The sequence below is a fragment of the Kitasatospora herbaricolor genome (genome assembly GCF_030813695.1).
Taxonomy (GTDB): Bacteria; Actinomycetota; Actinomycetes; order Streptomycetales; family Streptomycetaceae; genus Kitasatospora; species Kitasatospora herbaricolor.
The window spans coordinates 7402055-7426257 of sequence record NZ_JAUSVA010000002.1 but is presented as its reverse complement, the minus strand read 5'-3'; the positions used below and the strand labels follow the sequence as shown (position 1 = coordinate 7426257).

General features: G+C 75.2%; 23 protein-coding genes and 1 riboswitch. Of the genes, 11 read left to right on the top strand and 12 right to left on the bottom strand.

Features of this window, described 5'->3' with window-relative positions; genetic code table 11:
* Positions 1–27: 27 nt before the first annotated feature.
* The 3 genes from J2S46_RS32230 to J2S46_RS32220 are packed head-to-tail and all read right to left on the bottom strand — an operon-like array spanning position 28 to position 3150.
* Positions 28–870, bottom strand: coding sequence for a carbohydrate ABC transporter permease (locus J2S46_RS32230; protein WP_191288054.1), 843 nt, complete (start codon positions 868–870; stop codon positions 28–30).
* A complete protein-coding gene (locus tag J2S46_RS32225; protein WP_191288053.1) occupies positions 867–1838 on the bottom strand; it encodes a carbohydrate ABC transporter permease in 972 nt (323 codons plus the stop codon). Before J2S46_RS32225 ends, J2S46_RS32230 begins: the two co-directional genes overlap by 4 nt.
* 13 nt (positions 1839–1851) lie before the next feature.
* Entirely contained in the window at positions 1852–3150 is a 1299-nt protein-coding gene (locus J2S46_RS32220; protein ID WP_191288052.1) for an extracellular solute-binding protein, read from the bottom strand.
* Positions 3151–3463: 313 nt separating this feature from the next.
* On the opposite strand from J2S46_RS32220, the gene J2S46_RS32215 reads away from it, so the two are divergent.
* Positions 3464–4321: a GntR family transcriptional regulator gene (locus tag J2S46_RS32215; protein ID WP_073921639.1), complete on the top strand. Its 858-nt coding sequence runs from the start codon at positions 3464–3466 to the stop codon at positions 4319–4321.
* Between the two features lie 93 nt (positions 4322–4414).
* Here the strand turns inward: J2S46_RS32215 and J2S46_RS32210 are convergent, their stop codons facing one another.
* The 3 genes from J2S46_RS32210 to J2S46_RS32200 are packed head-to-tail and all read right to left on the bottom strand — an operon-like array spanning position 4415 to position 8201.
* Positions 4415–6883 (bottom strand): FtsX-like permease family protein, encoded by a 2469-nt coding sequence (locus J2S46_RS32210; protein WP_229912026.1) that lies wholly within the window; start codon positions 6881–6883, stop codon positions 4415–4417.
* Complete coding sequence (locus tag J2S46_RS32205; protein WP_191288051.1) at positions 6880–7677, bottom strand: ABC transporter ATP-binding protein; 798 nt, start codon at positions 7675–7677, stop codon at positions 6880–6882. The genes J2S46_RS32210 and J2S46_RS32205 overlap by 4 nt, the downstream gene beginning before the upstream one ends.
* The gene (locus J2S46_RS32200) at positions 7677–8201 is read right to left on the bottom strand and encodes a PadR family transcriptional regulator (protein WP_191288050.1); all 525 of its coding nucleotides are present in this window, start codon (positions 8199–8201) and stop codon (positions 7677–7679) included. The genes J2S46_RS32205 and J2S46_RS32200 overlap by 1 nt, the downstream gene beginning before the upstream one ends.
* Positions 8202–8401: 200 nt before the next feature.
* Between J2S46_RS32200 and J2S46_RS32195 the strand changes: the two genes are divergently transcribed.
* Both J2S46_RS32195 and J2S46_RS32190 read left to right on the top strand, forming a co-directional pair.
* Positions 8402–9820, top strand: coding sequence for an aldehyde dehydrogenase family protein (locus J2S46_RS32195; protein ID WP_191288049.1), 1419 nt, complete (start codon positions 8402–8404; stop codon positions 9818–9820).
* 106 nt (positions 9821–9926) lie between these two features.
* Positions 9927–11006, top strand: a complete 1080-nt coding sequence (locus J2S46_RS32190; RefSeq protein ID WP_191288048.1) for an alcohol dehydrogenase catalytic domain-containing protein — start codon at positions 9927–9929, stop codon at positions 11004–11006.
* Positions 11007–11043: 37 nt separating this feature from the next.
* Here the strand turns inward: J2S46_RS32190 and J2S46_RS32185 are convergent, their stop codons facing one another.
* The gene (locus J2S46_RS32185) at positions 11044–12135 is read right to left on the bottom strand and encodes a nucleotidyl transferase AbiEii/AbiGii toxin family protein (protein WP_370882269.1); all 1092 of its coding nucleotides are present in this window, start codon (positions 12133–12135) and stop codon (positions 11044–11046) included.
* A gap of 203 nt (positions 12136–12338) precedes the next feature.
* Here J2S46_RS32185 and J2S46_RS32180 point away from each other — a divergent pair, with 203 nt between their 5' ends.
* Positions 12339–12581: a hypothetical protein gene (locus J2S46_RS32180; protein ID WP_191288047.1), complete on the top strand. Its 243-nt coding sequence runs from the start codon at positions 12339–12341 to the stop codon at positions 12579–12581.
* 61 nt (positions 12582–12642) lie between these two features.
* Here the strand turns inward: J2S46_RS32180 and J2S46_RS32175 are convergent, their stop codons facing one another.
* A complete protein-coding gene (locus J2S46_RS32175; protein WP_191288046.1) occupies positions 12643–13041 on the bottom strand; it encodes a hypothetical protein in 399 nt (132 codons plus the stop codon).
* 224 nt (positions 13042–13265) lie between these two features.
* Complete coding sequence (locus tag J2S46_RS32170) at positions 13266–14741, bottom strand: glycine hydroxymethyltransferase (RefSeq protein WP_307351977.1); 1476 nt, start codon at positions 14739–14741, stop codon at positions 13266–13268.
* A gap of 19 nt (positions 14742–14760) precedes the next feature.
* A riboswitch (ZMP/ZTP riboswitch) is annotated at positions 14761–14853 on the bottom strand.
* A gap of 172 nt (positions 14854–15025) precedes the next feature.
* On the opposite strand from J2S46_RS32170, the gene J2S46_RS32165 reads away from it, so the two are divergent.
* Both J2S46_RS32165 and J2S46_RS32160 read left to right on the top strand, forming a co-directional pair.
* Entirely contained in the window at positions 15026–15667 is a 642-nt protein-coding gene (locus J2S46_RS32165) for a TetR/AcrR family transcriptional regulator (RefSeq protein WP_191288044.1), read from the top strand.
* Positions 15668–15710: 43 nt separating this feature from the next.
* On the top strand, positions 15711–16682 hold the full coding sequence (locus tag J2S46_RS32160) for an AurF N-oxygenase family protein (protein ID WP_191288043.1): 972 nt from the start codon (positions 15711–15713) through the stop codon (positions 16680–16682).
* 30 nt (positions 16683–16712) lie between these two features.
* On the opposite strand, the gene J2S46_RS32155 is transcribed toward J2S46_RS32160, so the two are convergent.
* Entirely contained in the window at positions 16713–17780 is a 1068-nt protein-coding gene (locus J2S46_RS32155) for an EamA family transporter (RefSeq protein ID WP_191288042.1), read from the bottom strand.
* A 151-nt stretch (positions 17781–17931) separates the two neighbouring features.
* Here J2S46_RS32155 and J2S46_RS32150 point away from each other — a divergent pair, with 151 nt between their 5' ends.
* Positions 17932–18348, top strand: a complete 417-nt coding sequence (locus J2S46_RS32150) for a gamma-glutamylcyclotransferase family protein (RefSeq protein ID WP_229912024.1) — start codon at positions 17932–17934, stop codon at positions 18346–18348.
* Between the two features lie 56 nt (positions 18349–18404).
* On the opposite strand, the gene J2S46_RS32145 is transcribed toward J2S46_RS32150, so the two are convergent.
* A complete protein-coding gene (locus tag J2S46_RS32145) occupies positions 18405–19865 on the bottom strand; it encodes a catalase (protein WP_191288040.1) in 1461 nt (486 codons plus the stop codon).
* 232 nt (positions 19866–20097) lie between these two features.
* On the opposite strand from J2S46_RS32145, the gene cbiE reads away from it, so the two are divergent.
* The 3 genes from cbiE to J2S46_RS32130 are packed head-to-tail and all read left to right on the top strand — an operon-like array spanning position 20098 to position 23064.
* A complete protein-coding gene (cbiE, locus tag J2S46_RS32140) occupies positions 20098–21465 on the top strand; it encodes a precorrin-6y C5,15-methyltransferase (decarboxylating) subunit CbiE (protein ID WP_191288039.1) in 1368 nt (455 codons plus the stop codon).
* A 10-nt stretch (positions 21466–21475) separates the two neighbouring features.
* Positions 21476–22237, top strand: a complete 762-nt coding sequence (gene cobM / locus J2S46_RS32135; protein WP_073921648.1) for a precorrin-4 C(11)-methyltransferase — start codon at positions 21476–21478, stop codon at positions 22235–22237.
* Complete coding sequence (locus tag J2S46_RS32130; protein WP_191288038.1) at positions 22237–23064, top strand: cobalt-precorrin-6A reductase; 828 nt, start codon at positions 22237–22239, stop codon at positions 23062–23064. Before cobM ends, J2S46_RS32130 begins: the two co-directional genes overlap by 1 nt.
* Before the next feature lie 60 nt (positions 23065–23124).
* Here J2S46_RS32130 and J2S46_RS32125 read toward each other — a convergent pair whose 3' ends face one another.
* Complete coding sequence (locus J2S46_RS32125) at positions 23125–23622, bottom strand: MarR family transcriptional regulator (RefSeq protein ID WP_191288037.1); 498 nt, start codon at positions 23620–23622, stop codon at positions 23125–23127.
* A gap of 153 nt (positions 23623–23775) precedes the next feature.
* On the opposite strand from J2S46_RS32125, the gene J2S46_RS32120 reads away from it, so the two are divergent.
* A complete protein-coding gene (locus J2S46_RS32120) occupies positions 23776–24174 on the top strand; it encodes an HGxxPAAW family protein (protein WP_191288036.1) in 399 nt (132 codons plus the stop codon).
* Positions 24175–24203 lie beyond the last annotated feature (29 nt).

The following is a 24203-nucleotide window of genomic DNA, read 5'->3' as shown; positions in this document are numbered from 1 at the left end:
CTCCAGGGGAGGGGGCGGTGGGCGCGGTCAGCCCTTGACGGCGCCGGCGGTCATTCCGGAGGTGACCTTGTTCTGCAGGACGAGGAAGACCAGCAGGACGGGGAGCATGAAGAGCGAGGAGGCGGCCATGGTGGCGCCCCAGTCCGTCCCGAAGACGTTGGCGAAGGAGGAGAGCCAGACCGGGAGGGTCCGGGCGTCCTGGTTCTTGATGATCAGGGTGTTGGCGAAGGCGAACTCGTTCCAGGCCGTGATGAAGCCGAACAGCGAGGTGGAGAGCAGGCCCGGGGCGAGCAGCGGCAGGGTGATCCGGCGGAAGGCGCCGGCCCGGCTGCAGCCGTCCACCTGGGCGGACTCCTCCAGCTCCACCGGGACGGCGGCGAGGAACCCGCGCAGGGTGACGATGGTGAAGGGCAGCGTGGTCATGAAGTAGACCAGGGTGAGCATGGTCAGGCTGTCGAGCATGTCGGTGTCGCGGGCGATCACGTACATCGGGATCAGCAGCGCCTCCCAGGGCGCCATCTGGGCGACGAAGACCATCAGGATGAAGGCCCGCCGCCCTCGCCAGCGCAGCCGTCCCACGGCGAACGCCGCGCAGAGCGCCACCAGCAGGGACATCAGCACCGCGCCGCAGGTCACCAGCAGGCTGTTGCGCCAGAAGGTGGCGAACCCGTCGGCGTGGACGGCCGTCCGGAAGTGGTCGAGGGTCGGGTGCAGCGGCAGGAAGGTCGGGGTGTCGGCCTGGATGTCGGCGGTGGGCTTGAGGGCGGTGATCGCCATCCAGTACACCGGGAAGGCCGAGAGGGCGAGGACGAGCAGGGCCGCGAGGTTCAGCGGGACGCGGCGCAGCGCCCGGCTCGGCGGGTGGTTCACAGGGCTTCTCCTTCCTGGCGGAACATCCGGCGCAGGTTGAACACCAGGGCGGCGGCCAGGATCAGCACGGTCAGGGTCGAGACGGCGGAGCCCAGGTCGTACTTGTGCAGGGACTGCGCGATCTGGAAGGCGTAGACCGGCAGGGTGGTGGTGGCGTCCCCCGGGCCGCCCTGGCTGATCACCCAGATCTGGGCGAAGCACTTGAAGCACCAGATCACCTCCAGCGAGGTGACCAGCGCGAACAGCGGCCGCAGCACCGGGAAGGTGACCAGGCGGAAGGTCTGCCAGGCGCCGGCGCCGTCCAGCCGGGCGGCCTCGTACAGCTCGGCGGGGATGGTGGTGAGGCCGCCGTACAGGGTGAGGGCCGCGAACGGGACGGACTGCCAGACGATCAGGGCGACCAGGATGAAGAAGGTCGAGCCGCGGTGCGCGAACCAGGCGTAGTTCTGGAAGGAGTGGAACCCCAGCGCGTCCAGGGCCCAGTTGACCACCCCGAAGCGGGACTGGAAGAGCCACTGGAAGATGGTGGTGGCGGCGATCACCGGGGTCGCCCAGGTGAGCACGAGCCCGCTCATCACGGCCAGCCGCATCCGCCGGCCGAGCGCCTTGAGCATCAGGGCGCTCAGGGTGCCGAAGAGCATGATCAGGCCGGTGTTGAGGGCCGTCCACCACAGGGTGCGGCCGGTGACCGTCCAGAAGTCCGGGTCGCCGAGCACCTGGGTGTAGTTGGCGAGGCCAACGAACTCGGCGTCGCCGCGGATGAGTTCGGCCATCCGGAAGTGCTGCACGGACATCAGCAGGTTCCGGGCGACGGGGTAGAGCAGCAGGAACGCCGTGCCCACGAGCGTCGGGGCGATCAGCAGGTACGGCCAGGCGGCGGCGAGGCGGCCGCGCCGGGCCGGGTGCCGCACGGGCGGGGGCGCCGCCGGGGCGGCCGGCCGGGTGTCGGCCTGGGGTGCGGTGAGCACGGCGTGACTCCCGTCAGGAGGTGCTGTTGAGGGCCTTGGTGATGGACTCGGTGGCGGACCGGCCCGCGGCGGAGGGATCGGCCCCGGTGAGCACCTGGGTCATGTACTGCTTGATCGGGTTGTTCGCCTCGACCGCGGCCCAGTTCGGGGAGTTGGGCGTGGCGTGGCCGTTCACCGCGCCGGCGGCCATCGCCGAGGCGCCCTCGTTGCCGGCGAGCGCGCCGGCCAGCGAGGTCCGGTTGGGGACGTAGCTCATCTCCTTGGCCATGTCCGTCTGCCACTTCTCACCGGCCAGTGCCTTGATCACCTCGTAGGCGGCGCCCTGGTGCTTGGAGGACTCGGGGATCACCAGGTCGGAGCCGCCGGTGAAGACCGCGCCGGGCTTGTCCGCGGTCTTGCCGGGGATCGGGAAGAAGCCCAGCTTGTCCTTGAGCGCGGGGTTGGCCTTGATGATCGCGGCCGCGCCGCCCGGGGTGGAGATGACCTGCGCGCTCTTGCCCTTGGCGAACACCTCGGCCTGCAGCGGCTTGGCCTCGTCGGAGTCCTTCGGGCCGCTGCCGAGGGCCTGGAGCTTCTGGTAGAACTCCATCCCGGCCTTGGCCTGCGGGGTGTCCAGGGTGCCCTTCCACTTGCCGTCGGCGCCCTTGGCCGCCAGGTCGCCGCCCTCGTCCCAGACGAAGCCGGCCAGCGCGTACCAGGTCTGGCCGCTGAGGTAGATGCCGTCGTTGCCACCGGTGTTGAGCTTGGTGGTGTCGGCGATCCACTCGTCGCGGGTCTTCGGCGGGGTGCTGATGCCGGCCTGCGCGAAGAGGTCCTTGTGGTAGATGACGACCCGGTTGGCGGCGTACCAGGGGATGCCGTACTGCTTGCCGTCGATCTTCCCGGGTTCGGCGAGGCCCGGGATCCAGTCGCCGCCCTGGAGGTCGGTGACCTTGTCGGAGAGGTCCTTGACGCCGCCGCTGGCCGCGTACTGCGCCACCTGGGTGTTGCCGACCTCGATGACGTCCGGGGCGTCCTTGCTGGCCAGCGCGCTGGTGATCTTCTGCCCGATGCCGTCCCACTCCTGGATCTGGATGTCCAGGGTGGTGCCCGCGTGGGTGTTCTCGTAGTCGGCCCGGAAGCGCTGGAGGAAGCCGTCGGAGACGCTGTCCCGCATGATCCAGACCGTCAGCCGGGACGGCGCGGCGGCGTCGGAGCCGCCGGAACCGCTGCCGGAGGACGAGGAGCAGGCGGTGAGGCCGGTGAGGGCCAGCACGGCGGCTATGGCGAGGGCGGCGGCGGAGCGCGAGCGGGAGGGCGCGGGGGGTCTCATGGAGGAGGTCACCTCGAAGGGGAGCGGTGGAACTTACCAGTTGCCGACTGGAGCGGCACTGGTAAGAGAAGGTGGCATGGACCACTTGGCGCGTCAAGACCTACGGACGGGGCGGATCTCCCGGAAACATCCGAGTAACCGGCCAACTGGTCAGCATCTGGTCAATGTGACTGTCGCGACCCTCAACCGGGGGCTGACCGGGCAACAACAACGGAAACGGGGCCACTCCGGCCGCCCGGCACTGGCAAACTGGTCAACATCTGGCTAGTCTCAGCTGGTCATATATCCGACCGCAGAAAAAGGAGATCCGTCCATGGGCGCCGAGGACTCCGGTCCCGTTCTCAAGCGCACGCGAGTTCGCGACTACCTCAGGAATCTCGTCGAATCGCAGGCGGCCGGCGACCCGATCCCCTCCGAACGAGCCCTGTGCGAACAACTCGGGGTCTCCCGGCCGACCCTGCGGGCGGCGGTGGACGAACTCGTCACCACCGGGCTGATCGTGCGTGAGCACGGCCGGGGCATGTTCGTGGCACCGGCCAAGATCACCCAGGAACTGGCGATGGCCGGTGAGGACAGCGCGTTCGTGCTGCCGCGCGCCGCCGGCAGCTGGGCCAGCCGGGTGCTGGAGTTCTCCGTCATCCAGGCGGGTGCCCGGGTCGGCCGGAAACTGCACATCTCGCCCGCGGCCGAAATCGTCTACATCGCCCGGCTGCGGCTGGTCGACGGCGAACCGATGGCGATCGAGCACCTGCACGTGCCCGCCGCCCTGGTGCCGGGACTGACACCGGCGGACATGGAATCCGGGGACTTCTACGAACTCCTCCGGGACCAGCACGGCATCCAGGTGCACCAGGCCGTCCAGTCCATCGAACCGACCGTCACCAGCGAACGGGAGGCACGGCTGCTCAGCGTCCCCGTGCTCTCCCCCGCGCTGCTCTTCGAGCGGCTGACCACCGACGGGGCCGGCCGGCCGGTGGAGTACGTGCACTCGCTGTACCGCGGCGACCGCTACCGGATCGTGTCCCGGATCTCCCTCGCCGACCCGGGCCACCCCGCCCCCGCGACGGACCAGGACGCCTCCCGGCACCACCCCGGCATCCCGCCGGGCGACCTGACCAGCGGCGCCGGCGGCCGGACGGTGACGGTCGGCGACGTCCAGCCGACGCCCTGACCCCCGGGGCGCCACCGGGCACCGGCCCGGACGCACGACGGCCCGGGCCGGGTGTCTCCACCCGCCCGGGCCGTGCCGGCCCATCCGGCCCGCTCACTCGAAGCGGAGCCCGTCCGGCCGCGCCGTCCGGAACAGCACCGGCAGCGTCAGCACGGTGACGCCGAGGACGGCCGCAGCGGCCGTGCCCGCCATCCCCAGCACCCCCGTCCAGACGATGCGCACCGGCAGCCCGGCGATTCGGAGCAGGACGCCGCCGAGCCCCGCCCCGACCGCCGCCGCCGGCACCAGACCCAGCAGCAAGGGAACCGCGCTCTGCCACAGGACGGACCCGCCGAGCGTCCGGCGGCCGGTGCCGAAGGCCGACAGCGCGGCCAGCACCCTTCGCCGCTCGCGGAGTTGCTCCTGCAGCCCGACCAGCATGCTGGCCGCGACGATCAGCAGCGTGATCGTCACCGCGGCGGTCAGCACCCGAGCCACGCTCCGGAAGGCCCGGTCGGGGCGGTCCGCCCACCGGTCGGCGAAGGCCGGCCGGGCCCCCGGCAGGACGTCCGCGACGGCGTTCCGGACCAGGTCGCGGGCGTCGGGCAGGGCCGGGTCGACGGCCAGCTCGACCACCCCGTCGGCGGCGGCCAGCAACTGCGGCGGCACCGCCCCGGGGGTGGCGAGCAGCAGCGCGCCGGGCCCCCGGACGAACGGGGTGTCGCGGGCGGGGGCCGCGGGCAGCTCGGCCGGCAGGCGCCAGCCGGGCGCCGCCGGATCGGCGTACACCGGCGCCAGCGTCGTGCCCGGGCGGGGCGCGGCCTCGTCCCCCTCGGCGCCGCGCAGGAAGACGCTCCCGTCGGCGCAGGACGCCAGCACCGCGACAGTGCTCAGCGCCGCGCAGTCACCGACCATCACCCTGGCCCGCCCGCCGGACGCCCCGGCGGTCAGGAACAGGTCGTCGTAGCCGATCACCGCGGTGGTGCCGGCGGCGCCGCGCAGCCGTCCCGCGTACTCGGCGCTCCGCCCGCCTTCCCGGAAGAAGGTCAGCCGGGCGGTCGGCGAGACCCCGCCGGACAGCCCCAGCTCGGCGGCCGACCGGTCGACCCTGGCCGCCTCGTCGGCGGCGACGCCGCTGAACAGGCTCTGCAGCGCGATCGCCCCGGCGACGGCGACCACCACTGCGGCGGTGCCGCGGGCCGCCGAACCGCCGCTCAGCCGGAGCCGGCGGACGGCCAGCTGCCAGGACGGCGGGCCACCGGCGAGCCGGCCGGTGACCAGGTCGAGCAGCGCGGGCAGCAGGACGGCCAGCCCGATCAGCAGCAGCACCAGCCCGGCCACCAGGGCGGTCAGGGCCAGCGGGTCGGTGTACGCCCCGAGACCGACGGCCGCCGTCAGGCTCCCCGCCTCCACGGCGAGGCCCCCGGCGTTCCGGGTCGCACCGGCGGCGACGACGGCGAGCAGCGCCGCGCCGGCCGCCGGCACCGCGAGCCGCCACCACATCCGCCGCCGGACCGGACGGGCGGCCCTGACCAGGCCCAGCGGCTCGACGGCGACCGGCCGCATCGCCACCAGGGCGACCCCGACCGCGAGCACCGGCACCGCCGCCGTCACGAGGACGGCGAGCAGCGGCTGGGGGTCCACGTCCCGCGCGAAGACGCTCACGCCGTTGACCGCGACGTGCTCGCCCAGCTGCCGTCCCAGCAGGAAGAACAGCCAGCCCAGGGCGAGGCCGAGCACGGCGCCGGCCAGCGATTCGCCGGCGGCGATCCGGGCGGTCATGGCCCGGTCGGCGCCGGCCAGCCGCAGCGCGGCGAGCCGGCGGTCGCGGGCCTCGCCGCCGAACCGGGTCGCGGCGGCCACGAACAGCGCCACGGGGGTCAGCAGGACGGCGATGCCGACCACGCTCAGCAGCAGCAGGAGGGGTTCGAGGTCCCGCGGCGGGTAGCGGTCGCCGAAGGTGTCCAGGCGGGTGGCGCCGTCCCGGGCCGGCCCGCCCCCGGTGCCCGCCGCCGACGGGTCGGCGGCGCCCTTGACCGTGAGGGTGTCGCTGCCGATCCAGAAGGTGAGGTCCCGCGGGCCGGTCAGGCCGGCCTCGCCCACCTCGCCGGTGATCGGGGCCGGCAGGCGCTCGCGCAGCAGCGCGCCCTCGGGCGAGCCGAGCAGGTCGCGCAGGGCGGGCGAGACGAACATCCGGCCGGGCTCGGGGAACCGTCCGAGGCCGGGCGGCAGGGGTGCCTCCGGGCCCTCCGGCCGGACGTACCGGCCCCGGACCACGGTGTCCCGGTACTCGGTGTCGGCGTCGAGCAGCAGCAGGGTGGCGGCCGAGCGGGGCATGTCGTCCCGGCCGTGCATGGTGTCGACCAGGGCGTGGATCCGGTCGTCGCGGTGGTGCTTCATGGCGGGGATCGCCGAGGCGGACAGCAGTACGGCCACGCCGAGGCCGACGCCGAGCGCGGTCAGCACGGTGCGGAGCACGCTGTCCCGGCCCCCGGTCACGGCGAGCCGGGCGCCCATAGCGAGCTGGCCGAGGGCCGGCCGGCGCAGCGTCCCGGCGTCCGGCGGTGTCCGGCGTCGCGTCACCGTCCCGCTCCCAGGTCCACGGTGCGGCCGTCGCGGACCACGATCTCCCGGTCGGCGTAGGCGGCCACCCGCGGCTCGTGGGTGACCAGCACGACGGCGGCGCCGGAGTCCTTGGCGGCCCGGCGCAGCAGCTGCAGCACGCGTTCGCCGTTCAGCGAGTCGAGGGAGCCGGTCGGCTCGTCGGCGAAAACGACCCGCGGTCCGGTGACCAGGGCCCGGGCGACGGCGGCGCGCTGGCCCTGGCCGCCCGAGACCTCGCCCGGCCGCTTGCCGGCGGCGTCGGCCACCTCCAGGCGCTCCAGCCACTCCCAGGCCCGGTCCTCGGCCGGGCGGCGGCGCAGGCCGGCCAGCCGCAGCGGGAGGGCGACGTTCTCCAGGCAGGAGAGTTCGGGGACGAGCTGGCCGAACTGGAAGAGGAACCCGAACTCGGTCCTGCGCAGGGCGCTGCGCCGGGCGTCGGAGAGCCCGGCGAGGTCCTGCCCGCGGTAGTCGACGGTGCCGCCGTCGGGCCGGGTGATGCCGGCGAGGCAGTGCAGCAGGGTGGACTTGCCGGAGCCGGACGCGCCCATCACGGCGAGGAGTTCGCCGGGGGCGACCGAGAGCGAGGCGCCGTCCAGGGCGGTGGTCGGGCCGAAGCTCTTGCGCAGTCCGGTGGCGGTGAGCAGGTCGGCGCCGTCCGGGAGCGGCCCGTGCGCGGGCGGCGCGGGGCGGGCGGCCCGGGCGGGCGCGGGCACGGCCGGCGCGGGGGCCAGCCCGGCGCCCTCGCCGACCGGTTCGAGGGAGTGGATCGGCATCAGGGCCGGACCTCCCGCTTCAGGTCGTCCAGGCGCGCGGCGGTCAGTTCCAGCCAGCGCAGGTCGGCCTCCAGGTGGAACAGGGCGTGGTCGCAGATGAGCTGGTCGGCGAGGTCGCCGTCGAGCTTGCGCCGGGTCAGTTCGCGCATCTGGCGCAGGTGCTCGGTCCGCTGGACGTCCAGGACGTCCTGCGGGCGGCGCCCGGTCAGCATGGCGAGGACGACCTTGGCGTACAGGGTGTTCTGCAGGTACGGCTCGGGGCTCTCGGGGCGGGTGAGCCACTCGGCGACGTCGGTGACGCCCGCCTCGGTGATGGTGTAGCGCTTGCGGTCGGGGCCGTCGCCGGCCTCCACCCCCTCGACCTCGACCAGACCGTTCTTGAGCAGTCTGGAGAGGGTCGAGTAGACCTGCCCGTAGTGCAGGGAGCGGGTGCGCCCGAAGCGCTCGTCGTAGGCGCGCTTCAGGTCGTACCCGTGGCGCGGCCGGGACTCCAAGAGCCCGAGGATGGTGTGTCCGAGTGACATGCCGGCGACTATACACTCGGTTTATACACCCGGTTCATAGTGCCCCGGCGCTGCTCCTGCGGCACCCGGCGGGCCTCGCGGTGACACCCCCTCCACGGCGGGGAACCCTTGCGCCGCCGGGGACGCCCGGCGTTAACTAGCATCGCTAGTTATGACACGGTGCGGCATCCGCCGGGCCGGCCCAGGAAAGGACCACCCTCGTGCCGCAGCACACCGACCAGTACATCGGCGGAGCCTGGCGTCCCTCCCTCGGCGCCGACCCCCTGCCGGTGCTCGACCCGGCCACCGAGCAGGTCCTCGCCACCGTCCCGGCCGGTGGCCCCGCGGACGTGGACGCCGCCGTCCGCGCGGCCCGGGCCGCCGCCCGCGGCTGGGGCGCCACCACCCCCGAGCAGCGACTGGCGCCGCTGACCCGGCTGCGGGACGGCCTGGCCGCCGCCCAGGGCGAGATCGCCGCGACGGTGGTCGCCGAACTCGGCTGCCCGATCGGCTTCGCCACCGCCGTCCAGGCCGGGCTGCCGCTCGCCGTCGCCGACTCCTACCTGGGCATCCTGGCCGGGTACGAGTTCCAGGAGCGGACCGGCAACTCCACCGTGTTCGCGGAGCCCGTCGGCGTGGTCGCCGCCATCACCCCCTGGAACTACCCGCTGCACCAGATCGTCGCCAAGGTGGTGCCCGCCCTCGCGGCCGGCTGCACCGTCGTCCTCAAGCCCGCCGAGGACACCCCGCTGGTGGCCCGGCTGTTCGCCCGGCTGGTGCACGAGGCTGGCTTCCCGGCCGGGGTCTTCAACCTGGTGACCGGCCTCGGCCCGGTCGCCGGCGCCGCCCTCGCCGGGCACCCGGACGTCGACCTGGTCTCCTTCACCGGCTCCACCGCCGTCGGCCGGACCGTCGCCGAGACCGCCGGGCGCGGCATCAAGCGGGTCGCCCTGGAGCTGGGCGGAAAGTCCGCCAACGTGGTGCTGCCGGGCGCCGACCTGGCCCGCGCGGTGAACGTCAACGTCGGCAACGTCTTCGCCAACTCCGGCCAGACCTGCAGCGCCTGGACCAGGCTGCTGGTCCACCAGGACCAGTACGAGGAGGCCGTCGCGATCGCCGCCAAGGCCGCCGCCAAGTACCTGCCCGGCGACCCCTCGGACCCGGCGACCAGGGTCGGCCCGGTTGTCAGCGCCGGGCAGCGCGAGCGGGTCCGCGGCCACATCCGCGGTGCCCTGGCCGAGGGCGCCCGGCTGGTGGCCGGCGGCCCGGAGGCCCCCGAGGGCCTCGACACCGGCTTCTACGTCCGCCCCACCGTGCTGGCCGACGTCACACCGGGGATGGCGGTCGCCCAGGAGGAGATCTTCGGCCCGGTACTCTCGATCCTCGGCTACCGCGACGAGGAGCACGCCCTGGAGATCGCCAACGGCACCCGGTACGGCCTGGCCGGCAGCGTCTGGGCGGCCGACGAGGAGACCGCCGTCGCCTTCGCCCGGCGGATGGACACCGGCCAGGTCGACATCAACGGCGGGCGCTTCAACCCGCTGGCCCCCTTCGGCGGCTGGAAGGGCTCGGGCCTCGGCCGCGAGCTGGGGCGGCACGGCCTGGAGGAGTTCCTCCAGCCGAAGTCGCTGCAGTTCTGACCCGCCGGCCCCGCCGTCGCCAATCCCCCGCCGTCGCCGATCCCCCGCCGTCGCCGATCCCCCGCCCCGGCGTCCCCCCGGGCCCGACGAAATCCGAGGAAGACCCATGGTCCGCGCCGCCCTGCTCACCGCCCCCGGCCGCCCGCTGGAGCTGGTCGAGATCGACCTGCCCGCCCCCGGCCCCGGTCAGGTCCGGGTGAAGCTGGCCGCCGCCGGCGTCTGCCACTCCGACCTGTCGCTGGCCACCGGCCTGCTGCGGGCCGCCACCCCCGTGGTCCTCGGCCACGAGGGCTCCGGCACCGTGACGGCCGTCGGCGAGGGCGTCACCTCGGTCCGCCCCGGCGACGCGGTCGTCCTCAACTGGGCGCCCGCCTGCGGCAGCTGCCATCTCTGCTCGCTGGGCGAGCCGTGGCTCTGCGAGAACGCCGCGGGTGCCTCCACCGAACCGTACGCGGCGCTCGCCGACGGCACCGGCGTCCACCCGGGCCTCGGCGTGGCCGCCTTCGCCGAGGAGACCCTGGTCGCCGAGCGCGCCCTGATCCCGCTGCCGGACGGCGTGCCGCTGGCCGCCGCCGCGCTGCTCGGCTGCGCCGTGCTCACCGGCTACGGCGCGGTGCACAACGCGGCCCGGGTCCGGGCCGGGGAGTCGGTGGTGGTGCTCGGCCTCGGCGGGGTGGGCCTGGCCGTGCTGCAGGCCGCCCGGATCGCCGGGGCGGGCCCGATCGTCGCGGTGGACGTCACCCCGGAGAAGGAGGAACTGGCCCGCCGCCACGGCGCGACGGACTTCCTGCTGTCGGACGAGCGGACCGCCAAGGGGGTGCGGCAGCTGACCGGCGGGCACGGCGCCGACCACGCCTTCGAGTGCGCCGGCCGGGCGAGCACCATCCGGACGGCTTGGTCCGCCACCCGGCGCGGCGGGCGCACCACGGTGGTCGGCATCGGCGGCAAGGACGACCTGGTCTCCTTCTCCGCCCTGGAGGTCTTCCACTTCGCCCGGACCCTCAGCGCCTGCGTCTACGGCAACAGCGACCCGGTGAAGGACGTCCCGGTGCTCGCGGAGCACGTCCGGGCCGGCCGCCTCGACCTGGAGTCGCTGATCACCGACCGGATCACGCTGGACGAGATCCCGGCCGCCTTCGACCGGATGGCGGCGGGCCGCGGCGGCCGCTCGCTGGTGGTGTTCTGAGCCGTCCGGGCCGCCCTGACCGAGAGTCACCCCCCGGTCAGGGCCGGCGGGGGGCCGGGCCCGCGAGCACCGGGGCCAGCGCGGTGCCCAGCCGGGCCCGCCACTGCTCCGCCGTTCCCCGGGCCCCGGGGTGGTCCGCGCGGAACGCCGCCCAGTCGGCCTCCCGGACGCGGAGGGCGTCCGGTCGCAGGCCCGCCCGCGCCCGGGCGGGCCCGAGGACCGTCCGCAGCAGGCGGGGCGACAGCGCCGTGCACCCGTCCTCCGCCAGCAGGACGGCGTCGTACAGGTCCTTCGCCTGCGGCCAGCCGTCGGCCGTGGCGTCGGTGTGCAGCCAGCGGAGCTTCCAGGCGAGCGAGAGCGCCCGGCTCGCCGTCCGGACGACCGCCGGGCCGCCGCCGTCGCCCCTGGGCACCGCCGTCAGGACGGGCGGCTCGGGGAAGCGCTCGTCCTGGGCGAAGTCCAGTTGCAGCTCGCCGGGCGGCAGCCCCCGCGCCTGCCAGGGGATCCGCAACCGCACCCCGGGCAGGCCGCCGCCGGCGCCGGCGTAGGCCCAGTTGCCCTCCTCGCGGGCCCGGTCGGCGGCGAGGAGTACCCCGGGCGCCGCCTCCGGCCGCCTTCGCAGCAGGTCGAGCAGATCGCCGTACGGCGGGCCCGGATCGCGCGGGTCCGGCTCGCCCTCCTCCGGGCCGAACTCCCAGCGGAGCCCCTCCGGCGGGACGGCGGCGCGCAGTCCGCGGGTCTCGTGCTCCGCCTCACCGTCGGTCCAGATCTCGTACCCGGCCGCGCCGTCGGCGGCCTCCGGCCACTGCTGCAGCAGGCCGATCCGGTCCAGGTAGGGGTAAGGGTCCAGCCGGTCGACCGGAATGCCCGGGAACGGCAGGACCACGAAGTCCAGGTCACCGGGCGGGCGGGCGGCGGTGCCGGCCCAGGCGAGCATGGCCGCGCTGCCCCGCAGCACCAGTTGCTCGCTCCAGGGCGCGCCGGCGATCAGGCCCAGCACGTGGTCGAGGACGGCGCGCCGGACCGCCTCGGCCCCACGGCCCGCCCCGCCCGTACGTACCGTCCTGCCCGCCCCGCCCGACCCGCCCGTCTCCTCCGGTCGGGCGGGCTCGCGGTCGTCCTCGTACACCCGGCCGACTGTAACGACCGGCACCGACAACGCTCCCGGGCGGTCTCGCCGGGCCGGGCCCGGCGGCCGGGCGGGCGGTGTTCGTGCGTCGTCCGGGTGACACCCAGGGCGGCGCGCGGCCGCCCGGCACCGGGCCGCTGACAGCATGGCCGCACCGAGAGCCACTGTCCGGCTCGGCCGCCCGGGTGTGAGGAAGTACCGCCATGCGACTGCCCGTTCGACTGCCCGTCCCGCGCGTACGGCTGCGCGGCCTGCTGCCCGTCCTCGGCGCGGCCGCCCTCGCCCTGGCCTCCACCGCGCCCGCCGCCTTCGCCGACCGCGCCGCGGCGACGCCCGAGGAGGCGGCGCTGGTCGGCTGGTTCGACTACGGCCCGCTGCTGGACGCCGGACTCCCGCTGTCCCTCGTCCCCTCGTACGGGAGCCCGGAGCCCCGGCCGGCCCGCTAGGGCCTGTCCCGCGGTCCGCCGACACCGTCGGCGGGCCGCGCCCGCGTTCACGGCCGGGCGGTCACAGGGTGATCGTGTTGGCGCAGTAGGTCCACCACGTGGGGGGAGCCCAGCTGTACTGCTGGACACCGCAGATCGTGATGCTCCTGACCTGGACGAACTTGGAGGCGTTGGACTTGCCCTGCTCCGCCTCCAGCACCCCCGCCTCGCCTCCGTTGTAGCTGTTCGTGACGTGCACGATGCCCTTGGAGAAGCTGCCCTTCCCGGTGTAGATCCAGACCCAGCCGTCCGAGCAGTTGTCCACCTGGACCTGGATGTTGTCGTAGCGGTAGTACTTGGTGCAGCCGGCCGTGGCGGAGCTGCTCGCCGTGGCCGGGGCGGCCGACACGGTGGTCAGTGCGGCGACGGCGAGGCCCAGGACGCCCGCCGTCTTCGCCAACTTGCCGGAGAACCTCTTCACAGTGACAACTCCCAGGGTGTGGAACCGACGTGTCCGTTCGCCGGACGACACCACTGTCGCGTCGCAGTCACCGGTGCGGCATCGGTCATCCGACTGCCTGGTTCTCCTGGGGGGCGCTCCTGATCGACCGCGGGTGACGGCAGTCGGCGGGCGGCCGTCCGGGGGCGGCTGCCCGGGTGCCCCGGCCGGCGCCGGCCGGCGCCGGCCGGGGGCACCCGTCCGGCTCAGGCCAGGTCGATGCCCGGGTACAACGGGAAGCCCGCCAGCAGGTCGGCGGAACGCTTGGCCACGCCCTCGCGCAGCGCCTCGTCCAGCGCGTACTGGGCCTTGGACGGCGCGCCGGAGGCGGCGGTGACCGGGGTGGTGCCGCGCAGCACGGTGTCGATCAGGCCGGCGATCTCGTCCATCTCCGCGACGCCCAGGCCACGGGTGGTCAGGGCGGGGGTGCCGAGGCGGACGCCGGAGGTGTACCAGGCGCCGTTCGGGTCCTGCGGGACGGCGTTGCGGTTGGTGACGATGCCCGCGTCGAGCAGCGCCGCCTCGGCCTGACGGCCGGTCAGGCCGTAGCCGGAGACGTCGGCCAGCACCAGGTGGTTGTCGGTACCGCCGGTGACCAGCTTGCCGCCGCGCCGCAGCAGGCCCTCGGCGAGCGCCGAGGCGTTCTCGACGACCCGGCGGGCGTAGTCCTGGAACTCGGGGCGGCGGGCCTCGGCGAACGCCACCGCCTTGGCCGCCATCACGTGCGAGAGCGGGCCGCCGAGCACCATCGGGCAACCCCGGTCGACGTGCTCGGCCAGCTCCGACTCGCAGAGCACCATGCCGCCGCGCGGGCCGCGCAGCGACTTGTGGGTCGTGGTGGTGACGATCTGCGCGTGCGGCACCGGGTCGAAGTCGCCGGTGAGCACCTTGCCCGCGACCAGGCCGGCGAAGTGGGCCATGTCCACCATCAGGGTGGCGCCGACCTCGTCCGCGATCTCGCGCATCAGCCGGAAGTTCACCAGCCGGGGGTACGCGGAGTAGCCGGCCACCAGGATCAGCGGGCGGAACTCGCGGGCGGTGGCGCGCAGTGCGTCGTAGTCGATCAGGCCGGTGGCCGGGTCGGTGCCGTAGCTGCGCTGCTCGAACATCTTGCCGGAGATGTTGGGGCGGAAGCCGTGGGTGAGGTGGCCGCCGGTGTCCAGGGACATGCCCAGCATCCGCTGGTTGCCGAGCTCCTGGCGCAGCTGCGCCCAGTCCTGCTCGGTGAGGTCGTTGACGTGCCGGGCCCGGGCGCGGGCCAGAGCCGGGCTCTCCACCCGCTGGGAGAGCACCGCCCAGAAGGCGACCAGGTTGGCGTCGATGCCGGAGTGCGGCTGGACGTAGGTGTGCTGGGCGCCGAAGAGCTCGCGGGCGTGCTCGGCGGCGAGCGCCTCGACGGTGTCGACGTTGCGGCAGCCGGCGTAGAAGCGGCGGCCGACGGTGCCCTCGGCGTACTTGTCGCTGAACCAGTTGCCCATCGCGAGCAGCACGGCGGGCGAGGCGTAGTTCTCGCTGGCGATCAGCTTGAGGGAGGCGCGCTGGTCCTCGACCTCGGCGCCGATGGCGTCGGCGATCCGCGGCTCGACCTGGCGGACCACGTCCAGGGCGCTGCGGAAGGCGGTGTTGGCGGCGGGCGACGCGGAGGTGTGCGGGGCGGCGTTCTCGGGGGCCTGGGCAGGCAAGGGGGTCTCCTCGCTCGGTTCGGACGGCCCAGGCGCACGGCGACAACGTGAGACACGGAGCCGCTTCCCGATGGTTGATTCCATCTCTGTCGCGCCAGTCGCGGCTCACCGGGATCGTAACAGTGCGCCGGGCGGCGCGGCGGCGGGTTCACCATGCGGGACGGGCGCCGCCGGCCGCCCACCGGGGCCGACTCGCCGCGGCCCGGGGCGGGCGCTGGCCGGCCGGCGGATCAGGCCGTGCAGGGGTATTGATGAGGCACTGAATCACTGCTTCACTTCTTGCCATGGCCTATCGCAGGACCCCGGCCGCCCAGGCCCGGCTCGACGCCCAGCGCGCCTGCGTCCTCGCCGCCGCCACCGCGCTGCTCTCCGAACACGGCTACGCCGCCTGCTCGGTGGCCGCAGTCGCGCAGCGCGCGGGCATCGCCACCGGCAGCGTCTACCGGTGCTTCCCCAACAAGGCCGAGCTGGTGGCCGAGCTGTTCCGCGAGGTGGTCGGCCGCGAGGTGGCCGCGGTGCGCGCGGCCGCCGCGTTCGACGGCGACCTGCCGGCCCAGGTGGCCTCGGTGATCGGCACCTTCGCGGGCCGGGCGCTCCGGGCCCCGCGACTGGCGTTCGCCCTGCTCGCCGAGCCGGTCGATCCCGAGGTGGACGCCGAACGGCTGGTCTTCCGGCTGGCCTTCCGGGACCTGATCGCCGGTCTGATCGCCGAGGGCGTGGCCGCCGGCCGGCTGCCCCCGCAGGATCCGCAGCTCACCGCGGCCGCCCTGGTCGGCGCCGTCGGCGAGGCCCTGGTCGGCCCGCTGGCCGACGGCGGGCCGGCCGAGGAGCTCGTCCCGGCCCTGTCGGGCTTCGCCCTGCGGGCCCTGGGCCACCCGATGCCCCCGGCCGCCCCGGACCGCCCGGGCGGCGGGGCCGGCCGTTGAGCGCCACCCCCACCCCCACCGCCACCCCCACCGGAGCCGACCGATGAACGACCGCGCCACCAGCGCCGGCAGCACGAGTGCCGTCCCGAACACCACCGCCACCCCGAACACCACCGCCACCGAGCGCGAGCTGAACGCCGAGCGCCTGCTGCGGGTCTCCGCCAAGCACTCGCACGACCCGCTCACCGAGATCGACTGGGACGCCCCGCTGGACCCGGACCAGTTCGCGATCCCGCCGCACCGCGTGTCGCTGTACGGCACGCCGCTCTGGGAGTCCATGACGCACCGGCAGCGGGCCCAGCTGAGCGTCCACGAGCTGGCCAGCACGATCTCGGCGGGCATCTGGTTCGAGCTGATCCTGATGGAGGGCCTGGTCCGGCACGTCTACGAGAGCGACCTGACCACCAAGCACGCGCAGTACGCGCTGACCGAGGTCGCCGACGAGTGCCGGCACTCGACCATGTTCGCGCGCTACCTGACCAAGACCGGCTACCCGTCCGCCCGGCCGACCCGCCGGGCGCAGCGGCTCGGCCGGCTGCACTTCCTGATCAACGACACCACCATGACCTTCGCCGGCGCGATCTTCGTGGAGGAGTTCACCGACGCCCTGCAGCGCGAGATGGTCCGGGACGAGAGCCTGCAGCCGCTGGCCCGCTCGGTGGCCCGGATCCACGTGATCGAGGAGGCCCGCCACATCGGTTACGCCAAGCCGGAGTTGGAGCGCCGCTGGGCCCGGCTGAGCGCCCCGCGGCAGGCGCTGTTCCGGCAGGGGCTCGGCCTGCTGGCACAGCAGTCGGTCGCCGAGGTGATCCACCCCCGGGTGTACGCGCTGGCCGGCCTGGACCCCCGGGCGGCCCGGCAGGCGGCCGCGGAGAACCCGAACTGGCAGCGGACCAAGGCCGACTGGGCCCGTAAGGCGGTGGAGTTCTTCGCCGAGCTCGGGATCATCGACCACCGCTCGGAGTACCGGTGGCGGCGGGCGGCCCTGCTGCCGGCGGCCCGCCGGGCGCGGTGACGGGACCGGCAGCCACCGGCCGGGTCGGCCTCAGCGCCTTCGTTCGGTGCTGACGACCAGGCAGACGGCCGCCACCACGATCGCGCCGCCCAGCAGGATCGGCCCGGTCAGCGGCTCGGAGAGGACCAGCCAGCCGAGCAGCACCGCCACCACCGGGTTGACGTAGGCGTAGGTGGCCACCAGCGTCAGCGGCGCCGACTGCAGCAGCCAGGCGTACGCGGTGAAGGCCACCAGCGAGCCGAAGACCACCAGGTAGGCGAGGGCCAGCCAGGACCGGCCGGAGACCTGCGCGGGGTCGAAGCCGTGCTGCTCGCCGCGGCCCAGCGCGACCAGCAGGCTGGCGATGCCGCCGGCGATCATCTGGTAGGCGCTGGCCGCGAAGGCGTTGCGCGGCATGCTGATCCGGCGGGCCGCGAAGGAGCCGGCCGCCCAGGTGAGGGTCGCCGCCACCACCGCGATCACCCCGCCGATCGCGATGTCCCCGCCGAAGGCCGGGGAGGACAGGACGGCGAGGCCGGCCAGTCCGAGCAGCACCCCGCCGAGGGCGGCCGGGCGCGGGCGGGCGCCGCCGAAGGCGACCGGCAGCAGCACCATCCAGAGCGGGACGATCGCGACCAGCAGGGCGGCCAGCCCGGAGGGGATGGAGTGCTCGCCGAGCACCACCAGTCCGTTGCCGCCGGTCAGCAGCAGCACGCCGACCAGGGCGGCGGATCCGAGCTGGCGACCGGTCACCCGGACGGCGGCCGGCCCCTGGCGCCAGGCGACCAGGCCGAGCAGCAGCAGGCCGGCGGTGAGGGCGCGGGAGCCGGCCGACAGGAAGGTCGGCATGGTCTCGATGGTGATCCGGATCGCGAGGTAGGTGGATCCCCAGAGCACGTAGACGATGGCCAGCGCGCCCCAGACCGCGCCGCTGATCCGGGGCCGGTCGGCGACCGGCTTCACCCGTCCGGTGCCCGCCCCGACGGCGCCGGCGAGTCCGGCTCCGTCCTGGACGGCGGCTCCCACCGCCGGGTCCGGGCCCTCCGTACAGCCGGAAGCCCCCGGTGCGCCGGGGCCGTCCGGGGCGTCCGAGGGTCTCTGCGGGGCCGGAGCTGTCATGGGTGTCTCCCTGGGACGCTGCTGTACGAACCCCGCCATGACACCGCACCACCGGCCCCCGGCGCCAGTGGGTATCCCGTCCGGCCCGGCCGGAGCTACCGTGGGCTCCTCCCCGAGCCGGCCCCACACCCGCCCCCAGGAGGCCCGAACCGTGCCCGCCGACCCCGACCAGCTTCCGTTCTTCGTGTACGGCACACTCCGAACGGGCGGCCGCAACCACGCCGCGCACCTGGCCGGGCTCTGCGCCGCCGTCCGCCCGGCCGTCCTGCCCGGCGCCGCCCTGTACGAGGGCCCGGGCTTCCCGTACGCCGTCCCGGACCCCGACCGGCGGGTGTTCGGCGAGCTGGTGACGGTGTTCCCCGCCGGCTACCCGTCCGTGCTGGCCGGCCTCGACCGGCTGGAGGGCTGCCGCCCGGACGGGTCCGGCGAGTACGTCCGGCTGCGCCGGGCGGTGCGGACCGAGGACGGCGGGACCGACGCCTGGGTGTACCTGGCCGGCCCGCGCACCGCCGCCCGCCTGCGGTCGGTCGCCGCGCCCATCGAGTCGGGCGACTGGACCCGGGGCTGACGGGCGGGCGGAAGCGGCCCGCCCGCCCGGTCACCCGGCCCGGGCGGGCCGCCCACTCAGGCCTTGCGGACGCCGGCGGCCACCCGGTCGCCGAGGGCCTTGTCCACGTTGCGCCAGTACTGCACCGCCCGCTCCAGCACCGGTTCGCTGACGCCCGCCAGCAGGTGCCCGACGATGTTGGAGACCAGCCGGTCGCGCGCGGCGGCGTCCAGCACCTCGCGGACCATGGTGCCCGCCTGGCCCCAGTCGTCGTCCTCCGGATGCAGGCCGTACGCCTCCCGGACCATCTCGCCCTCCGTCCGCCAGCCCGCCGACGGGTCGTCGAAGCGGTCCGCCGCCGCGGCCGGGCCGCCGTAGGAGTTCGGCGCGTACGGCGCGTTCGCCCGGCTCGGGTCGAAGCGCATCGGCCCGTCCTTGGCGTACGAGTGGACCGGCACGTGCGCACGGTTCGGCGGCAGCTGGGCGTAGTTGGGGCCGATCCGGTACCGGTGGGTGTCCGGGTAGGAGAAGATCCGCCCGAGCAGCATCTTGTCGGGCGAGACGCTGATGCCGGGCACCAGGTTGGACGGCTCGAAGGCGGCCTGCTCGATGTGGACGAAGAAGTCCTCGGGGTTGCGGTTGAGGGTCATCCGGCCGACCTTGACCAGCGGGTGATCACCGTGCGGCCACACCTTGGTCAGGTCGAAGGGGTTGAACCGGTAGCCCGCGGCGGCCTCGAAGGGCATCACCTGCACGTACAGCGTCCAGGACGGGTGCTCCCCGCGCTCGATCGCGTCGTACAGGTCCTGCCGGTGCAGGTCGGGGTCGCTGCCGGCGAGCCGGTCGGCGTCCTCCTGGGTGAGGAAGTCGACGCCCTGGTCGGTCTTGAAGTGGTACTTGACCCAGAACCGCTCGCCGTCCGCGTTGATCCACATGTAGGTGTGCGAGCCGTAGCCGTTCATGTGGCGGTACGACTTCGGGATGCCGCGGTCGCCCATCAGCCAGGTGACCTGGTGCGCCGACTCGGGCGACAGCGTCCAGAAGTCCCACTGCATGTCGTGGTCGCGCAGCCCGTTGTCCGGCCGGCGCTTCTGCGAGCGGATGAAGTCCTGGAACTTGATCGTGTCGCGGACGAAGAAGACCGGCGTGTTGTTGCCCACCAGGTCGTAGTTGCCGTCCTCGGTGTAGAACTTCAGCGCGAAGCCGCGCGGGTCGCGCCAGGTGTCCGGGCTCCCCTGCTCGCCCGCGACGGTCGAGAAGCGGGCCAGCATCTCGGTGCGCTTGCCCGGCTGGAAGAGCTTCGCCTTCGTCCAGCGGCTGACGTCCTCCGACACCTCGAGGACGCCGTACGCCCCGGAACCCTTGGCGTGCACCACCCTCTCCGGGACCCGCTCCCGGTTGAACTGGGCCATCTTCTCGATCAGGTAGTGGTCGTGCAGCAGGATCGGGCCGTCGCGCCCCACCGTGAGCGAGTGCTCGTCGCTCGGCACCGGGACGCCGGCGTTGTTGGTGGTGTACGGGACCGCTGAGTCGGGCATGGTGTCCTCCGTCACGTGCCGAGGTACCCCCTCGCCGAACCTAACCCAGCGCACCCGTCCCCGCCCGGCGTCGCCCCACCGCCGTGGTGCCCGGGGCGGTGCCCGCCCCCCGGGGGTGCCGCCGACGGCACCGCGGGCCGCCGCCGGTGCCGGCGGCCCGGGCCCCGCGAGCAGGGCGTGAACCGCCGGGTAGGCTGCCGCTGCCCCCTTCCGGACCTGCGAGGAGTACCTGTTGGCCACCGTCCCTGCCCCAGCGCCGGCGGGCCGCCCGATCACCGTCGTCGGGATCGGCGCCGACGGGTGGCCGGGCCTGGCCGACAGCTCCCGGCAGGCCCTGCGGGAGGCCGAGGTGGTGATCGGCGGCCCGCGCCAGCTCGACCTGCTGCCCGCCGAGGCCACCGCCGAGCGGGTCCGCTGGCCCTCCCCGCTGCGCCCCGCCGTCGCCGGGCTGCTCGCCGCCCACCACGACCGCCGGATCTGCGTGCTGGCCAGCGGCGACCCGATGTTCTTCGGCATCGGCCGCACCCTCGCCGAGACGGTCGGCGCCGACCGGCTGCGCGTCCTGCCGCACCCCTCCTCGGTCAGCCACGCCTGCGCGCGGCTCGGCTGGCCCGTGGAGGCCACCGAGGTGGTCAGCCTGGTCGGCCGCCCGCTCGACGGCCTCACCCTCGCCCTGCAGCCCGGCCGCCGGCTGCTGGTGCTCAGCGCCGACGCGGGGACCCCGGCGGCGGTCGCCGGCCTGCTGGCCGCGCGCGGCTTCGGCGCCAGCCGGCTGCGGGTGCTGGAACAGCTCGGCGGCCCGGCCGAACGGCAGCTGGACGGCACCGCCGACGGCTGGAGGCACCCGGCCGGCGACCCGCTCAACCTGATCGCGGTCGACTGCGCCGGCGACGGCGTGCGCACCTCGGTGGTACCCGGCCTGCCCGACTCCCGGTACGAGAGCGACGGCCAGCTGACCAAGCGCCACGTCCGGGCCGCCACCCTCGCCACGCTCGCCCCCGCGCCCGGGGAGCTGCTCTGGGACGTCGGCGGCGGCTCCGGCTCGATCGCCGTCGAATGGCTGCGCGCGCACCGCGACTGCCGCGCCGTCAGCATCGAGCGCGACCCCGTCCGGGCCGGCCGGATCGCCCGGAACGCGGCCGCCCTCGGCGTGCCCGGGCTGCGGGTGGTGACCGGCCCGGCGCCGGCCGCCCTCGACGGGCTGCCCGTCCCCGACGCCGTGTTCATCGGCGGCGGGCTCACCGTCCCCGGCCTGCTGGAGGCCTGCTGGGCGGCGCTGCCGCCGGGCGGCCGGCTGGTCGCCAACACCGTCACGCTGGAGTCCGAGGCGCTGCTCACCGAGTGGTACCGCCGCTGGGGCGGCGAGCTGCTGCGGCTGGCCGTCGCGCACGCCGTGCCGGTGGGCGGCTTCACCGGCTGGCGCCAGGCGATGCCCGTCACCCAGTGGTCGGCGGTCAAGCCGTCCGGCCCCGCGGTCCCCGCGCCGGACGCACCGCCCGCCCCGCCCGTCCCGCCCGTCCGCCCGGCGCAGCCCCCCGGCCGCACCCGGCCGCCCCACCCGACCCGACCGCCCCACCCGACGCAGCCGCCCGCCGTTTAGGAGCCCCCTCATGACCGTCCACTTCATCGGGGCCGGCCCCGGCGCCGCCGACCTGATCACCGTGCGCGGGGCCCGGACCCTGGCCCGCTGCGGGGTCTGCCTCTACGCCGGCAGCCTCGTCCCCCGGGAGCTGCTCGCCGAGTGCCCGCCGGACGCCCGGCTGGTCGACACCGCGCAGCTCACCCTGGACCAGATCGTCGCCGAGATCACCGCCGCCCACGAGGCCGGCCAGGACGTCGCCCGGCTGCACTCCGGCGACCCGTCCGTGTTCAGCGCCGTCGCCGAGCAGATGCGCCGGCTGGACGCGGCGGGCATCCCGTACGAGGTGGTCCCCGGCGTACCCGCGTTCGCCGCGGCGGCCGCCGCGCTCAAGCGCGAACTGACGGTGCCGACCGTCGGCCAGACCGTGATCCTGACCCGGGTCGCCAAGCGCGCCACCCCGATGCCCGAGGGCGAGGACCTGGCGACGCTCGGCCGCAGCCGCGCCCTGCTGGTGCTGCACCTGGCCGCCGGGTACGTGGACGACGTGGTCGAGGAGCTGCTGCCGCACTACGGCGCCGACTGCCCGGCCGCCGTCGTGGCGATGGCCAGCCGCCCGGACGAGCTGGTGCTGCGCGGCACGCTCGCCGACATCGCCGGCCAGGTCAAGGCCGCCGGCGTGGTGCGCACGGCCGTGATCCTGGTCGGCCGGACGCTGGGCGCCGAGCAGTTCCGCGACAGCCACCTCTACTCGGCCGAGCGCGAGCGCCCGCACGAGGCCTGCGGCGCCTGATGCCGCCCGTCGACGCCGCCGGGGCCGGCGAGGCCGCCGCACGCCCCTCCGCGCCCCGCCCCGCCCCGCGCCGGGTACTGATCCTCGGCGGCACCACCGAGGCCCGCCTGCTGGCGGCGGCGCTGGCCACCGGGCCCGCCGCCGACCCGGGCCGGCTGGTGACGAGTTCGCTGGCCGGGCGGGTGGCCGAGCCCCGGCTGCCCGCCGGGCAGGTGCGGATCGGCGGTTTCGGCGGCGCGGACGGCCTCGCCGACTGGCTGCGCGCCGAGCGGGTGGACGCACTGGTGGACGCCACCCATCCGTTCGCCGAGGCGATGTCGCGCAACGCCGCCGAGGCGGCCGCCGCCACCGGCGTGCCGCTGCTCGCCCTGCGGCGGCCCGGCTGGAGCCCGGCCGAGGGGGACCGCTGGCACCCGGTGGCCTCGCTGTCCGAGGCCGCCGCCGCGCTGCCCGCCCTCGGCCGCCGGGTCTTCCTCACCACCGGCCGCCAGGGCATGGCCGCCTTCGCCGGCCTGGACGCCCTGCACTTCCTGGCCCGCTCGGTCGACCCGCCAGCCGAGCCGCTGCCCGCGCACACCGAGGTCCTGCTGGCCCGGGGCCCGTTCACGCTGGCGGACGAGCGCACCCTGCTGCGCGAGCACCGCATCGACGTGCTGGTCACCAAGGACAGCGGCGGCGCCGCCACCGCCCCCAAGCTGACCGCCGCCCGGGAGCTGGGCCTCCCGGTCGTGATCGTCCGCCGCCCGGAGCTGCCCGCCGGCGTACCGGTGGCCGAGGACGTGGCGGCGGCGGTCGCCTGGCTGACGGCCGGCGGGCCGGCCGGCTGACCCGGGCGCCCGGCGCGCCGGCGGTCAGGCGGGTCAGGCGGCGATAGGAGCGTCAGGGGATCAGGCGCCGGCCTCCGCCCCGCCCTCCCTGATCTCGTCCAGCGAGAGCTGCATCGCGGCCCTGGCGCGGGTGAACCAGTCCGCCAGCACGGCGGTCTCCTCGGCGCTGTAGTCGCCGAACAGGGCGCCCAGCCGCTCGTAGAACGGGCCGTAGACCGCCATGACGCGGGCCTGCGCGGCGTCCTCCATCACCACCCGGACCCTGCGGCGGTCCTTCGGGTCCGCCTCGCGTCGGGTGTAGCCCGCCTTCTCCAGCCGGTTGAGCACGCCGGTGACGGCCCCGGTGGTCAACCGGGCCCGCTCGGCCAGGTCCCCGGCCGTGAGCGACTCGGCGGCCTGCGCGGCCTCGATGACGAAGCCCAGGCAGGTGAGGTCGGTGACGTTCAGCCCGAGCCGCCCCGCGATGTCCTGCTGCCCGAACTGGGCCAGCGCGATCATCCGGTCCATCGCGTACAGCGCCTGCGCGGCCGTCGCCTCCGGGCGCTCCTTGCCCTCCACAGCGATTCCCCTTACGATCTAAGCTACTTAGCTCGTGAGATAATTTGTCTCCCGGCCCTCATTCTCCCCGGCCGACGCAACGGCACGCCCGCAGCACCGGCGTGCGGGGCGTCCCCGCCCCCTCCCCCGTCACCACGCATTCCAGGAGTCGACATGTCCGCACACGGCGACCACGACATGGGCCACACCGTCGCCGGCTGGACCGGCAGCGCCCTGACCATCGCCGGCAGCACCGTCCTGGGCCTGGCCCTGGTCGCCGGCTCCCCCGCCGGCCTGGGGATCGGCGGGGCGATCCTCGTCCTCGCCGCCCTCACCACCTGGCTGCTGCACCTGGCCGGCTGGGGCAAGCCCACCGGCCCCCGCCCCGCCGGCCGCCGCGACTGGCGCGCCCGCGACACCGCGGCCCGCCAGGGGCACCCCGACTGCCTCGGCTGCCGCCTGGCAGGCCGGCGCCCGCGCGCGCTGCCCGTCCCCCGGCCGCACGCCGGGCCGGCTCCGGCCGCGAGCCCCCGGGCCCGCGGCTCCCGCACGGCCCGGGCCGACGTCGGCTGACGCGCACGACCGCCGAGCGGCGCACCGGC